The sequence below is a fragment of the Microbulbifer celer genome (assembly GCF_020991125.1).
Classification (GTDB): Bacteria; Pseudomonadota; Gammaproteobacteria; order Pseudomonadales; family Cellvibrionaceae; genus Microbulbifer; species Microbulbifer celer.
The window spans coordinates 1,234,983-1,249,021 of record NZ_CP087715.1; the positions used below are offsets into that span (position 1 = coordinate 1,234,983).

14 protein-coding genes are annotated in these 14,039 nt (G+C 56.1%); 12 read left to right on the forward strand and 2 right to left on the reverse strand.

From position 1 onward, the window contains the following. Nucleotides 1-41 precede the first annotated feature (41 nt). From bamA to rnhB, 7 genes are all read left to right on the forward strand, one after another. Nucleotides 42-2,675 (forward strand): outer membrane protein assembly factor BamA, encoded by a 2,634-nt coding sequence (gene bamA, locus LPW13_RS04975; RefSeq protein WP_230438331.1) that lies wholly within the window; start codon nucleotides 42-44, stop codon nucleotides 2,673-2,675. A gap of 95 nt (nucleotides 2,676-2,770) precedes the next feature. After that, nucleotides 2,771-3,286, forward strand: coding sequence for an OmpH family outer membrane protein (locus LPW13_RS04980; RefSeq protein WP_230438332.1), 516 nt, complete (start codon nucleotides 2,771-2,773; stop codon nucleotides 3,284-3,286). Nucleotides 3,287-3,301: 15 nt separating this feature from the next. Continuing rightward, entirely contained in the window at nucleotides 3,302-4,375 is a 1,074-nt protein-coding gene (gene lpxD, locus LPW13_RS04985; protein WP_230438333.1) for a UDP-3-O-(3-hydroxymyristoyl)glucosamine N-acyltransferase, read from the forward strand. An 87-nt stretch (nucleotides 4,376-4,462) separates the two neighbouring features. Continuing rightward, complete coding sequence (gene fabZ, locus LPW13_RS04990; RefSeq protein ID WP_230438334.1) at nucleotides 4,463-4,900, forward strand: 3-hydroxyacyl-ACP dehydratase FabZ; 438 nt, start codon at nucleotides 4,463-4,465, stop codon at nucleotides 4,898-4,900. A 135-nt stretch (nucleotides 4,901-5,035) separates the two neighbouring features. Further along, nucleotides 5,036-5,815, forward strand: a complete 780-nt coding sequence (gene lpxA, locus LPW13_RS04995; RefSeq protein WP_230438335.1) for an acyl-ACP--UDP-N-acetylglucosamine O-acyltransferase — start codon at nucleotides 5,036-5,038, stop codon at nucleotides 5,813-5,815. A gap of 57 nt (nucleotides 5,816-5,872) precedes the next feature. Further along, entirely contained in the window at nucleotides 5,873-7,009 is a 1,137-nt protein-coding gene (gene lpxB / locus LPW13_RS05000; protein WP_230439150.1) for a lipid-A-disaccharide synthase, read from the forward strand. A gap of 50 nt (nucleotides 7,010-7,059) precedes the next feature. Next, nucleotides 7,060-7,674, forward strand: coding sequence for a ribonuclease HII (gene rnhB, locus LPW13_RS05005; RefSeq protein ID WP_230438336.1), 615 nt, complete (start codon nucleotides 7,060-7,062; stop codon nucleotides 7,672-7,674). A gap of 48 nt (nucleotides 7,675-7,722) precedes the next feature. On the opposite strand, the gene LPW13_RS05010 is transcribed toward rnhB, so the two are convergent. After that, nucleotides 7,723-8,997 carry an HlyC/CorC family transporter gene (locus LPW13_RS05010; RefSeq protein WP_230438337.1) on the reverse strand — a complete coding sequence of 425 codons (1,275 nt, stop codon included), beginning with the start codon at nucleotides 8,995-8,997 and terminating at the stop codon, nucleotides 7,723-7,725. A gap of 72 nt (nucleotides 8,998-9,069) precedes the next feature. Continuing rightward, nucleotides 9,070-9,873: a cytochrome C assembly family protein gene (locus LPW13_RS05015; protein WP_230438338.1), complete on the reverse strand. Its 804-nt coding sequence runs from the start codon at nucleotides 9,871-9,873 to the stop codon at nucleotides 9,070-9,072. Nucleotides 9,874-10,115: 242 nt separating this feature from the next. Here LPW13_RS05015 and ffh point away from each other — a divergent pair, with 242 nt between their 5' ends. From ffh to rplS, 5 genes are all read left to right on the forward strand, one after another. Beyond that, entirely contained in the window at nucleotides 10,116-11,549 is a 1,434-nt protein-coding gene (ffh, locus tag LPW13_RS05020; protein ID WP_230438339.1) for a signal recognition particle protein, read from the forward strand. Between the two features lie 245 nt (nucleotides 11,550-11,794). Then, the gene (rpsP, locus tag LPW13_RS05025; protein WP_091506882.1) at nucleotides 11,795-12,034 is read left to right on the forward strand and encodes a 30S ribosomal protein S16; all 240 of its coding nucleotides are present in this window, start codon (nucleotides 11,795-11,797) and stop codon (nucleotides 12,032-12,034) included. 37 nt (nucleotides 12,035-12,071) lie between these two features. Beyond that, nucleotides 12,072-12,617 carry a ribosome maturation factor RimM gene (gene rimM, locus LPW13_RS05030; RefSeq protein WP_230439151.1) on the forward strand — a complete coding sequence of 182 codons (546 nt, stop codon included), beginning with the start codon at nucleotides 12,072-12,074 and terminating at the stop codon, nucleotides 12,615-12,617. Beyond that, nucleotides 12,617-13,381, forward strand: coding sequence for a tRNA (guanosine(37)-N1)-methyltransferase TrmD (gene trmD, locus LPW13_RS05035; RefSeq protein WP_230438340.1), 765 nt, complete (start codon nucleotides 12,617-12,619; stop codon nucleotides 13,379-13,381). Before rimM ends, trmD begins: the two co-directional genes overlap by 1 nt. A 77-nt stretch (nucleotides 13,382-13,458) precedes the next feature. Continuing rightward, nucleotides 13,459-13,809, forward strand: coding sequence for a 50S ribosomal protein L19 (gene rplS, locus LPW13_RS05040; RefSeq protein WP_230438341.1), 351 nt, complete (start codon nucleotides 13,459-13,461; stop codon nucleotides 13,807-13,809). Nucleotides 13,810-14,039: the final 230 nt, after the last annotated feature.

Consider the following 14,039-nt stretch of genomic DNA (forward strand, 5'->3'; position numbering starts at 1 on the left):
TGGCCCAACTGGAATTGCGAATAAAAACTCGGATTTAGTAGATGAAAGATTTTCTCAAAGCGGCTTCGCTTGGCCTGGCCCTGCCGGTTGCTGCCTATGCCCAATCGTTTGTTGTCAACGATATCCGGGTAGAAGGATTGCAAAGAGTCTCCGCCGGCTCTGTATTTGCGGCACTGCCGGTTCGAGTGGGTGACCAGATCGAGAGTCTGGACATCCAGAGTGCCACTCGCGCGCTATTTCGTACTGGGTATTTCCAGGATATCCAGATCGGTCGTGAGAATGGCGTGCTGGTCATTACCGTGCGCGAGCGGCCCGCCATTTCAAAAATTGAAATTACCGGCAACAAGGCGATCAAGACCGAAGATCTGCTTAAGGGCATGAACGATAACGGTCTTGCGGAAGGGCAGATCTTCAAGCGCGCTACTCTGGAAGGGTTGGCGCAGGAGCTACAGCGTCAGTATGTGGCTCAAGGCCGATACGGTGCCAGCGTTAGTACGGAAGTCAATGAGCTGCCCCGCAATCAGGTGGAGCTCAAAGTCGTAGTGGACGAAGGCTCCGTCGCCGCCATCAAACATATTAATATTGTTGGCAATCAGGCGTTTTCTGACGAAGAACTGGGGGAGATTTTTGAGCTCCAGACCACCGGTTGGTTGTCGTGGCTGAACAGTGACGATAAGTACTCCCGAGAGAAGCTTACCGGCGACCTTGAGCGCTTGGAGTCCTACTACCTTGACCGCGGTTACCTGGAATTCCAGATCGAGTCTACCCAGGTATCCCTGAGCCCGGACAAACAGAGCGTTTTCATCACCGTCAATGTCAGTGAAGGGGATGTCTATACCGTTTCCGATGTTGAGTTGGCCGGTGATCCCGTTGTCTCCGAAGAGGAAATTCGTCGCCTGCTGCTGGTTCGCGACGGGCAGACATTTTCGCAGGTACTGATGACCACCACTTCCGATTACATTACCAAGCGCCTTGGTAATGAGGGTTATACCTTTGCCGAAGTAAACGGTATGCCCGAAGCCAATGAGGAAGATAAAACGGTAAAAGTCACCTTCTTTATTGATCCGGGTAAGCGGGCTTATGTGCGCCGGATCAACTTCCGCGGCAATACACGTACCTCTGACGATGTATTGCGCCGTGAGATGCGTCAAATGGAATCGGCTTCCGCCTCTTCTGCACGTATTGAACAGTCCAAGGTGCGCCTCGAGCGTCTCGGCTACTTCAAGGAAGTGCAGGTGGAAACCACCGAAGTGCCCGGCACCTCGGATCAGATTGATGTGGAATACACGGTAGAAGAGCAGCCCTCCGGTACCATCGGCGGCACCGTTGGTTATGCGCAGAATAGCGGCATCGTACTCGGCGCCAATGTTCAGGAAAACAACTGGTTGGGTACCGGTAAGTCCGTAGGGTTTGCGGTAAATACGTCGAGATACCAGTCTGTGCTGAACTTCTCCTATACCGATCCTTATTTTACCCCGGATGGGGTCAGTCGCGGTTTCAACGTGTTCTACCAGGAGCGCGATTACTCCGAACTGGGTGTGTCTGATTACAACACCACCACGTATGGTGCAGGATTGAGTTTCGGTTACCCGATTTCTGAGATCTCCCGGGTTGGCCTGAACCTGGGTTTCAATCACCTGGAGCTGAGTACTCACAGGACCTCGGTGCAAGAGATCAAGGGCAGTCCGGTTCCTGACCCTAATATCGACACCTTTATGAATTCTGATGATGTGGCTGCCGCAGATGCCGCTCTTAAGAATACCGTTAAGGATCCAGATGATCCAGATGGTGCCCGGATACCGGACCCGCTTGAATTTGACTTTACTCAGCAGCCTATCCCCCCCGGTTTGCTGAATACCAATCCGGACGGGTTCGTTGACCTTTACGGGGATGAGTTTGACACCTTCTCTGTAACGGCCTCTTACGCGCGCTCAACCTTGAACCGCGGTATTCTCGCCACTCGCGGCGCTTCGCAACGTGCATCTATCGAAGTCGCCTTGCCGGGTGGTGATCTCGAGTATTACAAGTTGATTTACACCGGGCAGTATTTCCGTCCGTTGACCAAAAGCCTGACCCTGAGATTGCGTACGCGCCTTGGTTACGCGGAAGGATACGGTGATCTCGATCAGTTGCCGTTTTTTGAGAACTTCTATGGCGGTGGCTTCGGTTCGGTGCGCGGCTTTGAACGCAACTCTCTGGGGCCGCGGTCTACGCCAGCCGTTGACTATGACGTAGCGCCTTCTGCATGGCAGGATACCAACGACAATGGCGTTGTAGATGATGGTGAAGTAACCGCTTCCTATGTACTGGATGAGGAAACCGGTGAGTTGAAAACTACGCAGCTTACCAACAGAAGAAGACCAGACCCGTTCGGTGGTAACATTCTGGTCGAAGGGAGTGCGGAAGTGATTTTCCCTATTCCGTTTGTGAAGGATCAGCGCTCCATGCAGTCTGCTTTCTTCGTGGATGCGGGTAACGTGTTTGATACGAACTGTGGCATTTCACAGCTCAACTGTTACGATGTCGACCTCGATCATATCAACGTTTCTGCCGGTATCGGCTTGACTTGGATAACCGGGTTTGGGCCGCTGACATTCAGTCTCGCGAAAGCGCTGCGTGAAAACGAAGATGATGAAATCGAAGTGTTCCAGTTCTCACTGGGCAACAGCTTCTGATCACTGTGCTTCGCGTTGATCACGTGAACGCACATACGATAATAATGAGTGTTCCTGACGAGCACTGGGTATAAACAGAAATACGGAGAAAGAACGTGTTTAAATCAGTAAAAGTGACCGCAGTTCTGCTGGCCGGCCTGATGTTTTCCGGAATGGCGCTGGCGCAGACCAAAGTAGCTGTTGTGAATTTTCAGGCTGCGATCATGAGCACTGAAAAGGCCAAAACCCGCATCAATGCACTGAAAACCAGCTCGGAGTACTCGCAACTTCAGAGCAGTGCGGAAGGTATTCGCGCGGAAGTGCAAAAAATGGCGGAAGATGCGCAGAAGAATGGCGTAACCTGGTCCGAAGAACAGAAAGCAGAGCATCAGCGCAAAATGCAGTTCAAGCGCTCCGACTTTGAAACTGCTGTCAAGAAGCTGCGCGCAATGGAATCCCAGGCAGTTCAGGAAATCCAGAAAACCATGGTGCCGAAAGCCAAGGCAGCGATGGAAGAGGTGATCAAAGAGCGCAAACTTGATCTGGTACTGGATGCCAACTCCGCAGTGTTTGCCGGCCCGAGCACTGACCTGACCGCGGAAGTGGTCAAGCGTATGAACGCTGCCAAGTAACAGGCAGGTTGGAAAATGAAGAGTGCCCAGCCGACGCTGGCACAGTTGGCTGGGTTGCTGGGTGCAGAGTTGCGCCTGGCACCGGGAGCCAGTGAAGCTCAGGTCCCATCCGGTCTCAATACCCTGCAGGATGCAGATGTGGGCGAAGTCTCCTTCCTCGCCAGTGCCAATTACCGTCGATTTCTGAAAAATACCCGGGCTTGCGCTGTGCTTGTTACCTCTGAGTCAGCAGAAGATTGCCCCGTTTCGGCGTTGATTGTTTCCAATCCCTACCACGCGTTTGCACGCGCCACCGCGATCTATCAGACGGCACCGCAATATGCTCCGGGCATTGCTCCCAGCGCCGATGTGCACCCCGATGCGGAAGTGCATGAAAGTGTGCACATTGGCCCTGGGGTGGTCATCGAAGCAGATGTGAAAGTGGCAGAAGACGCGGTGATCGGCGCCAACAGTTTTGTTGGTGCGGGAAGTGAGATCGGGGCTCGCTCGCGCTTGTTCCCGAGTGTCACCGTCTATCATGGGTGTTATATCGGCGCCGATTGTACGGTGCACAGCAACACAGTCATCGGCGCAGACGGTTTCGGATTTGCCCCCCATGACAACAAGTGGATCAAGATTCATCAGCTCGGGGGCGTGGAGATTGCTGACGAGGTGGAAATCGGGGCCTGTAGTTGTATTGATCGTGGTGCACTTGGCAATACGGTGATCGGACGCGGGGTGAAGATCGACAATATGGTGCAAATCGCGCACAATGTGCAAGTTGGTGACTATTCGGCCATGGCCGCATGTTCGGCCGTAGCAGGTAGTGCCACCATTGGTAAACACTGCACCATCGCCGGCGGCGTTGGTATCGTAGGGCATGTGAGCGTGGCCGATTTCAGCCATGTGACCGCCAGGACCCTGGTTACCAAATCTATTGAGGAGTCAGGCTCCTATTCCAGTGGTACTCCTTTCTCTGATAGTCGTTCCTGGCGGCGCAATGCTGTGCGCTTTGGCCAGCTTGATCAGATGTCGCGCAAATTGAGAGAGTTGGAGAGAAAGTTGGAACACAAGCTGCACACCAAGGGTTCCGGCTCGGATGATATATAGTCCGGGTTGAATAAAATCGTAAACAATTTATGTTAGTTGTTTCGGGGCGTTATTACGCCCCGAAGTGGTTTCTGGGGATAATTCGCCATGATGGACGTTCGGGAAATTCGTCAATATTTGCCACACCGCTATCCTTTCCTGTTGGTAGACCGTGTGGTTGAACTGGAAGAGGGTAAGCGGATCAAGGGTTATAAAAACATCTCGGTAAATGAAGAGGTGTTTAATGGCCATTTTCCAGAGATGCCCATTTTCCCGGGTGTGATGATCGTCGAGGCACTGGCGCAGGTGTCGGGTATCCTCGGTTTCAAAACCCTGGGGCAAAAGCCGGAAGATGGTTACCTCTACCTGTTTGCGGGTATTGATAATGTGCGCTTCAAGCGTCAAGTGGTGCCTGGCGATCAGCTGGTATTGGAATCCGAGGTGGTATCAGAGCGCCGCGGCATCTGGAAGTTCGCCGGTAGAGCGAGTGTGGACGGGGAGTTGGCTGCCTCGGCAGATATTCTCTGTGCAGTGAAAAAGGTTTGAATGCAGCCCTGATTCGGGGTGTTCTTTTATTTGGTCCGGGGAGCGCTCCGGGTCATTGATCGGGGCGGGGCATCCAGGATTGAAATTCAGGAATTGTCCTCTCCGAGTGTCGGCCGGTAAGGAGTGAGTCACAGAATGCCAACCCATATCCACCCAACAGCGATTGTCGATCCTTCGGCAACCATCGGCGACGAGGTGAAGGTCGGCCCATATACTATTATTGGTCCCGATGTCGAAATTGGCGATGGCTGTGACATCGCTTCGCATGTTGTATTGAGCGGGCCGACCCGTATCGGTAGAAACAATCGGATTTATCAATTTTCGAGTGTTGGCCAGGATACGCCGGACAAGAAGTATCAGGGTGAGCCGACAACACTGGTCATAGGCGATGGCAATGTGATTCGCGAAGGGGTCACCATCCACCGTGGGACGGTACAGGACCGCGGAGAGACTACCATCGGCAATGACAACCTTCTGATGGCTTACGCGCATATCGGTCACGATAGCGTCATCGGTAACCACACCATTCTGGTCAATAACGTGGCACTGGCGGGCCATGTGTATGTGAAGGACTGGGCCATTCTCAGCGGCTATACCCTGGTACACCAGCACTGCACCATTGGGGAGCACGCTTTTACCGGTATGGGAGCGGGCATCGGCAAGGATGTACCGGCCTATGTCATGGTGGCCGGAAATCCGGCGGAAGCCAAAACCATCAATGCGGAGGGGTTGCGCCGTCGCGGTTTTTCCCGGGAGGAAATTGCCCTGATCAATCGCGCGTACAAGGTAGTGTACCGCCGCGGCCTGACGTCGGAGGAGGCGCTGGAATCTTTGCGTGATCTGCGTCAAGAGTCCGCAGTGATTCAGCCCTGGATTGATTCTCTCAGTACATCCTCCCGTGGCATCGTTCGCTGATCTGGTGGTGGCAATAGCTCTGTGACAGAACCTGAAAAGAAAACACTGCGCATCGGGATGCTCGCCGGCGAAGCTTCCGGAGATATTCTGGGGGCGGGTTTAATCGCTGCACTACAGCAGCGGTTTGATCGGATTGAGGTGGTTGGTATTGCCGGTCCGCGTATGCAGGCACTGGGGGCACAGTCGCTGTTTGCGATGGAGCGCCTGTCCGTTATGGGGCTTGTTGAGCCGCTCAGGCGCCTGCCTGAACTGCTGAAAATCCGACGTAGCCTGCGTCAGTATTTTATCGAGAACCCACCTGACGTTTTTGTCGGTATCGATTCCCCGGATTTCAACCTGGGCCTGGAGGAAGCGCTGCGCGGTGCGGGGATTCCCACTGTTCACTATGTGAGCCCTTCGGTCTGGGCCTGGCGTCGGGGGCGTATTAAAAAAATTGCCCGTGCCGTAGACCATATGCTGACGCTTCTGCCATTTGAGGCAGACTTTTATCGGGAACATGATGTTCCCGTGACGTTCGTCGGCCATCCCCTGGCTGATGATATTCCCCTGGAAGTTGATACGGACTCTGCACGCAGGGAAATAGGTCTGGATACCAATGATCGGGTGATCGCGTTGCTGCCTGGAAGTCGCGGTGGTGAGGTTCGGTTGCTCGGCCCCCTGTTTATACGTGCAGCGATGTGGTGCCATCAGCGCGATTCGTCCATCAAATTTGTGCTGCCTGCCGCGAATGCCGAGCGCAAGGCTCAGATTGAGGCGCAGCTACAGGAAATTTCCGGCGTGCAGCAATTGCCGCTGACTGTTCTGGATGGTCAATCGCAGACCGCGCTGGCAGCGGCTGATGCGGTGCTTATTGCTTCGGGAACAGCGACTCTGGAAACCATGTTGATGAATAAGCCGATGGTGGTGGCCTATAAAATGGCTTCCCTGTCCTACGCGATATTCTCTCGCATGTTACATACACCCTGGGTGTCGTTACCCAACCTGCTGGCGCAGCGAGAGCTGGTGCCGGAAATTTTGCAGGATGATGCGACACCGGAGGCGCTGGGCGCTGCGCTGTTGAACTATTTCGAAGATCCGCTTGCGCAGGATCAATTGCAGCGGGAGTTTCGTGAATTGCACCAGGTGCTGCGACGGGACGCGTCCGAGCGCGCCGCAGAAGCGGTCTGTCGCCTGATTGGTGCAGCGCCCGCCTAAAATCAGAATTTTTCTTCGGGTGATTCCCGGTATGTCTATCCGAGTATTCCATGACAAAAAAAGCAGAGCTCCCTCCCTACATCTGTCCTTTTCGCGGTGATTTGATCGCCGGTGTCGATGAGGTGGGGCGCGGCCCCCTTGCGGGGGATGTGGTTGCTGCAGCGGTCATCCTGGATCCGGAGAAACCCATTTCAGGTCTGGCGGATTCGAAAAAGCTCAGTGAAAAAAAACGCGATTATCTTTTCGATGAAATTCGCGAGCACGCACTGAGTTTCGCGGTCGCACGTGCGACGGTGGAAGAGATCGATCAATTGAATATTCTGCATGCCAGCTTGCTGGCCATGCATCGCGCCGTAGAGGCGTTGCAGGTGCAGCCGGAGTTTGTGCTGGTGGATGGTAATCGCAAGCCCCAGTGGCATTATCCCTGCGATACGGTGGTGAAGGGAGATGATCGGGTTGCGGCCATCGCCGCGGCGTCCATTCTTGCCAAGGTGACCCGCGATCGGGAGATGGTGGTGCTGGATCAGCAGTACCCGGGTTACGGCCTTGCCGGGCACAAGGGGTATCCCACCAAGGCGCACATGGCTGCACTGGAGACGCTGGGGCCGAGTCCGGTGCACCGCAAGAGTTTTGCGCCGGTCCGGCGCCAGCTGGAGCTGATCTGATCGCTACAGGCTTTTTGGGCGTCTTATCAGGTGCGCCCCGGAGCGCATTCAGCGCTCCATCTTCTTCACCCGGGCCTGGGTAATCATCTTGTCAGAGACCTCAATGATCTCCACCAGGTAGTTTTTGAGGTAGAGGCTCATATTGCCTTCGGGAATGCTTTCGAGGTGTTCCATGATCAACCCGTTCAGGGTCTTGGGACCGTCGGTGGGCAGCTCCCAGTCCAGTGTGCGGTTGATATCGCGGATCGAAGTACCGCCTTCCACCAGGAACCAGTCATCCCCCTGCTCAATGATCTCCTCATCTTCGCTGGGTACCGGGCTGGCGGTGAAGTCGCCGACAATTTCTTCCAGCAGATCTTCCAGAGTCACGATCCCCATAACCTCACCATATTCGTCCACTACCAGTCCCATACGGCGCTTCTGTTTCTGGAAGTTCATCAACAGTGTGGGTAGAGGGGTGGCCTCGGGCACGAAGTAGGGTTCAATCAGGTGGGACTTCAGCGTCTCTGCGGTGAGCTCTTCCGGGCCGTCCCGCAGGATCTGAGCGGCGCGGCGCAGGTGGAGAATGCCCACCACCTGATTGATATCTCCACGAAACACCGGAAGGCGCGTGAAGCTGCTTTCCGCCAGCTGCTGGAGGATGTCCTCAGCCGTACAGTCCAGGTCGACACCCACTACCTCATTACGCGGGATCATAATGTCTTCCACGGTGGCCTGATCCAGATCCAGCACGTTCAGCAGCATGCCTTTGTGTTTTGTGGGCAGCAGGGCGCCGGATTCGAATACCACTGAACGCAGCTCTTCCGGAGCGAGGTGTTCCGCCTCGCCACCCTGATCCGAGGTTTCCACGCCCACCAGCTTGGCCAGCAGGTTGGAGATGCTGCTGACCAGCCAGACAACCGGTGCCAGCAGCCACAGGAGTGGTCGCAGCACCAGTGTTGCGGGAAAGGCAATTTTTTCCGGGTGCAGGGCGGCGATGGTCTTCGGGGTGACCTCGGCAAAGATCAGTACCACCAGAGTGAGCACAATCGTGGCGTAGGCGAGGCCGGCATCTCCATACAACTTGGTGAAAACAGCCCCCGCGATTACGGAGGCGAGAATGTTGACCAGATTGTTGCCGATCAGGATGACACCGATCAGCTTGTCCGGGCGCGCCAGTAGCGACATGGCGCGCTTGGCGCCGCGGTGACCACTCTTCGCCTGATGGCGCAGGCGATAGCGGTTGAGCGCCATCATGCTGGTTTCGGAGCTGGAAAAGAATGCGGAAATGACAATCAGTAAAGCCAGCAATGCAAACAGCAGGCCGGGCGGTATCTCGTTCAAAGCTAAGCTCTTTCTGTGAAATCAGGGCGATATTGGATCAGATTGTCAGTGCTAGCAAGCTGTGCGATGCAATCAGCCTTTCTGCAGAATGACTTCCAGTGCCAGTTTGCTGCCGAAAAAGGCCAGCATCAGTACCGCAAAAGCGCACAGTGTCCAGCGCACCGCAGTATTGCCCCGCCAGCCCTCGCGCCAGTGCCCCCAGAGCAGCACGCCGTACAGTAGCCAGGCGAGGATGGAGAGCGCGGTCTTGTGCACCAGGTGTTGTCCAAACAGATCCTGTACAAAGATAAAGCCGGTGATCAGGGCCGCGGTCAACAGTATTTGCCCCAGCGCGATAAGGCCAAACAGCAGGCTTTCCATGGTTTGCAGCGGTGGCAGAAAACGACTGATGCCACCGGGTCGATGGTTGTGCAGCTGCTGGTTGAGCCAGTAAAGGTACAGCGCCTGCAGGGTTGCTAGCGTGAGCAGGGAGTAGGCGGTAATTGACAGCACAATATGCGCAGCGATACCCGCTGAAATCTGTTGTCTGGGAATCGCCCCGCCCGCGGTATGAGCGGCGGCGATCTCGCTGAGAGCACACAGTGGCGCCATGGCGAGGATCAGCAGCGTCAACTGGTGGCGGCCGGATAGCAGTAATAGCAGCAGGGTGACCAACCAGCTGATCAGGGACATCATGGCCAGGAGGTCGAGGCGAAACCCGTTAGCGGTGTGCAGGGTGAAAAAGAGCGATATGCCGTGGGCGACCAGGGCGCAGGCCAGCAGGGCGAGCGCCAGGCGGTCGCCGGAGGTGTTTTTGTGGCGAATCAGGTTGGTCGCCAGCATCAGCGTTGTGGCGAGATACAGGGCAATAGCCGTCCAGTGGGCAAGCGCCGCCATTGATACTTCCATCCTTTATTGTGGAGGCGGGGAGTGTGTCACAGCGCGTCGGCGCTGGAAAGGGTGTAGCCGGGCACGCCCGCAGCGCGGGCAAGACCGGAGGGGAGATGTGGGTCTTGGGCAGATCGGCTTAGTACCTGGCATCACACTAAGCTATACTGCCGCGTTTTTGGGGCTCCAGGTCCCTTAGAAGAGATCAAGAGATCAAGTTTCAGAGATCAAATTTCGACCGAGAATGAGATATGTTCGATAGCCTGAGTGATCGTTTATCGTCCGCGCTTAAGAAGGTTACAGGCAAGGCGCGGCTGACCGACGAAAACATCCGCGATACTCTGCGGGAAGTGCGCAAAGCGCTACTGGAAGCGGATGTGGCGTTGCCGGTAGTCAAAGCGTTTGTGCAGCAGGTGCGTACTGCCGCCGTTGGTCAGAAGGTCAGCAAGGCGCTCAACCCGGGTCAGCAGTTCGTCAAGATTGTGCAAGATGAGCTGGTCAAGGTGATGGGGGAGGCGGCTGAGCCGCTGAATCTGGCGGTGCAGCCGCCGGCGGTGATCTTGATGGCCGGCCTGCAGGGGGCGGGTAAGACCACCAGCGTGGCCAAACTGTCCAAATACCTGCAAGAGCGGGAGAAGAAAAAGGTCATGGTGGTGAGTGCGGACGTCTATCGTCCCGCGGCTATCAAGCAGCTGGAAACCCTCGCCGGTGAGGTGGGTGCCGAATTTTACCCATCTGAAGCGGATCAAAAGCCGGTAGATATTGCCCGCGGTGCCATGGATGCTGCGCGCAAGCAGTTTGCTGACGTGTTGATTGTCGACACTGCAGGCCGCCTGCACATCGATGAGCAGCTGATGGACGAGATTCGCGAGTTGCACGGTGTGCTGGATCCGGTCGAGACCCTGTTCGTTATCGACGCCATGATTGGTCAGGACGCCGTGAATACGGCCAGCGCCTTCAACGATGCGTTGCCGCTGACCGGTGTCATTCTGACCAAGGCGGACGGTGATGCCCGCGGCGGTGCGGCGCTCTCTGTGCGGCATGTGACTGGCAAGCCCATCAAGTTTATCGGTGTCGGCGAGAAAACCGACGCGCTGGAAACTTTCCACCCGGATCGTATTGCGTCCCGGATTCTCGGTATGGGCGACATCCTGTCGCTGATCGAGCAGGCCGAGCAGACGATTGATAAATCCAAAGCGGAAAAACTGGTCAAGAAGGTCCGCAAGGGTAAAGGTTTTGATCTGGAGGATCTGCGAGACCAGCTGCAGCAGATGCAGAACATGGGGGGACTGGGTGCCCTCATGGACAAGATGCCGGGGATGGGAGGGCTCGCTCAGGCGGCTCAGAGTGCGGATATGGGCAAAGAGTTCCGTCGGATGGATGCGATCATTGGCTCCATGACCCCGGAAGAGCGTCGCAACCCCGAGCTGCTGAACGGTTCGCGCAAGCGCCGTATTACGGCCGGTTCCGGTACCCAGATCCAGGATCTCAATCGCTTGCTCAAGCAGCACAAGCAAATGGGCAAGATGATGAAGAAGCTCAAGGGTAACGGCATGAGCAAGCTCATGCGCGGCATGGGCGGGCTGCCTGGCATGGGCGGAGGTTCCGGTGGTGCCGGAGGAATGGGCGGTATGGGCGGCGGTGGAATGCCCGGTGGCCTGCCTCCCGGTTTCCGTAAAAAGTAACGCCTTGCCGGCGCCGTCAGAGACGGTTTTAGTGGGTGAACCCCCTGGGGATGGATAGCAGACGATTGCGCTATACAAACACGGGGGGGTGCATTAGAATACGCCGCCTTTCAGCGGGCCTGTGCGCCGCTGATGTTTGATTTGAAACGGGTTTTGCTTCGGCGGGGCCCGGATTACCGCCGAGAGGCGGAAATGTTCCGGTCAATATTCGTGACCGGTAAGTGTTGAAACTACAGGATAGCTACATGGTAACCATTCGTTTGGCTCGTGGTGGTGCGAAGAAGCGCCCGTTTTATCACCTGACCGTGACTGACAGCCGCAAATCTCGCGACGGCCGCTTCATCGAGCGCGTTGGCTTCTTCAATCCGGTCGCCCGTGGCCAGGAAGAGCGCCTGCGCATCGACCGCGAACGCGTAGAGTACTGGGTGGGTCAGGGCGCACAGGTGTCTGACCGCGTCAGCAAGCTGCTGAAAGAATCTGCCTGATCACACGTGTGTGAGGGAGGTAAGAGCTGTGGCTGATTTGTCGGCAGAGCGTGCGGAACTGGTCACTGTCGGACGTCTTACCTCTGTATACGGTATCCGTGGCTGGGTAAAGGTGCATTCCTACACTGAGCCTGCGGAAAATATTCTGCAATTCAACCAGTGGTGGTTGCAGAATCCCAAGTCGAGTGGTTCAGGCGGCTGGCAGCCGCTGGAAATTGATGCGGGCAAGCGGCACGGTAAGGGCCTGATTGTCCATATCAAAGGTGTTGATGATCGCGACCTGGCTGCACAGTTCTGCCAGCGCGATGTCGCGGTTTCTGCGACTGAGATGCCGCAGCTCGACGAAGGTGAATTTTACTGGCATCAGCTACAGGGTCTGCAGGTGGTGAGCCAGTACGAAGGTCGCGAGTATCGCTTCGGTGAGGTCGTGCGACTGATGGAAACCGGTGCCAACGATGTCATGGTGGTGCGGGGCGGGGAGGATGATCGCGAGCGGTTGATTCCCTATCTTCCAGGTGAGTTTATCGCCTCGGTGGACCTGCAAGCCCGCCAGATCACCGTACACTGGGATCCGGAGTTCTGATGTCGGCCAAGCGCATAGCGCTGGTCACCATCTTTCCGGAGATGTTTGCCGCGCTGACCGATTTCGGGATCAGTGGGCGCGCGGTCAAAGACGGGCTGCTTGAGGTTCGCTGCTGGAATCCCCGGGATTTCACCAGTGATCGTCACCGCACTGTCGATGATCGTCCCTACGGCGGCGGACCCGGTATGGTAATGCTGCCGGGACCGTTGACCCAGGCGTTGACCGAGGCCCGGAACTGGGCAGAGGAAACCGCTGAGGCAAAGACGATCTACCTGTCTCCGCAGGGGCGTCAGCTCGACCAGTCGGGCGTAGAGGCGCTTTCCGACTCCGGTAACCTGGTCATGTTGGCCGGTCGTTACGAAGGTGTCGATGAGAGGGTGATTGAAACCCTGGTGGATGAAGAGTGGTCCATTGGTGACTATGTCCTGAGTGGCGGAGAGCTTGCGGCAATGGTCGTGATCGATGCCATTACCCGGTTTATCCCCGGGGCGCTGGGTCATGATCAGTCGGCATTGGAAGACTCATTCGCTCAGGGGTTGCTGGACTGCCCGCATTACACTCGCCCGGAAGCATTTCAGGGCATCTCGGTACCGGAAGTGTTGCTCTCTGGTAACCACGAAAGAATTCGCCGCTGGCGACTCAAACAGGCCCTGGGGCGCACGCAGCAGCGTCGGCCCGACCTGTTGGAGAAGCTGGCGTTGACTCCCGAACAGTCGCAACTGCTGGAGGAATTCCTGCAGGAGTTGCCGGGAGGTAAGTGTTAATATCGGATTCGCCGGGAGGCGAGAGTAATCCGGTGATCTAGCCGTGAGGCTACATAAACCCTTTTGGAGAACTCCAAATGACCAACAAGATTATCCAGCAGCTGGAACAGGAACAGCTGAAAGCCGAACTGCCTGAATTTGCACCGGGCGACACTGTAGTCGTTCAGGTTAAAGTAAAGGAAGGCAACCGCGAGCGCCTGCAGGCGTTCGAAGGTGTTGTAATCGGTAAGCGTAACCGCGGTCTGAACTCCTCCTTCACTGTGCGTAAGATTTCTCACGGTGTTGGTGTAGAGCGTACTTTCCAGACCCACAGCCCGCTGGTTGACAGCATTGCTGTGAAGCGTCGCGGTGACGTGCGTCAAGCGAAGCTGTACTACCTGCGCGACCTGACTGGTAAAGCAGCGCGTATTAAAGAAAAGCTCAACTGAGTTCTCTTTAGTGCAGAATAAAAAACCGGAGCCCTGGCTCCGGTTTTTTTATGTCTGGATGAAGCGTCTTACCCTGGGTAGGGGGCAATCGGTAGAAGTTCGTTGTCTCCTGTGAAAGGCTGCTGTGCAGATGGCGGTAAAACGCGCCATAATGGCAGACATTTGCGCCGGTACAGGGATCACCGACTCGGGAGGTGCCATACTGGGCGGGAACTGTGCCCCACCCGATG

What these genes read in the sequence shown, in the direction of transcription:
- bamA (WP_230438331.1), top strand. Translation starts at nt 42, where the DNA reads ATGAAAGATTTTCTCAAAGCGGCTTCGCTTGGCCTGGCCCTGCCGGTT.
- lpxD (WP_230438333.1), top strand. Translation starts at nt 3,302, where the DNA reads ATGAAGAGTGCCCAGCCGACGCTGGCACAGTTGGCTGGGTTGCTGGGT.
- fabZ (WP_230438334.1), top strand. Translation starts at nt 4,463, where the DNA reads ATGATGGACGTTCGGGAAATTCGTCAATATTTGCCACACCGCTATCCT.
- lpxA (WP_230438335.1), top strand. Translation starts at nt 5,036, where the DNA reads ATGCCAACCCATATCCACCCAACAGCGATTGTCGATCCTTCGGCAACC.
- lpxB (WP_230439150.1), top strand. Translation starts at nt 5,873, where the DNA reads ATGCTCGCCGGCGAAGCTTCCGGAGATATTCTGGGGGCGGGTTTAATC.
- rnhB (WP_230438336.1), top strand. Translation starts at nt 7,060, where the DNA reads ATGACAAAAAAAGCAGAGCTCCCTCCCTACATCTGTCCTTTTCGCGGT.
- LPW13_RS05015 (WP_230438338.1), bottom strand. Translation starts at nt 9,873, where the DNA reads ATGGCGGCGCTTGCCCACTGGACGGCTATTGCCCTGTATCTCGCCACA.
- ffh (WP_230438339.1), top strand. Translation starts at nt 10,116, where the DNA reads ATGTTCGATAGCCTGAGTGATCGTTTATCGTCCGCGCTTAAGAAGGTT.
- rpsP (WP_091506882.1), top strand. Translation starts at nt 11,795, where the DNA reads ATGGTAACCATTCGTTTGGCTCGTGGTGGTGCGAAGAAGCGCCCGTTT.
- trmD (WP_230438340.1), top strand. Translation starts at nt 12,617, where the DNA reads ATGTCGGCCAAGCGCATAGCGCTGGTCACCATCTTTCCGGAGATGTTT.
- rplS (WP_230438341.1), top strand. Translation starts at nt 13,459, where the DNA reads ATGACCAACAAGATTATCCAGCAGCTGGAACAGGAACAGCTGAAAGCC.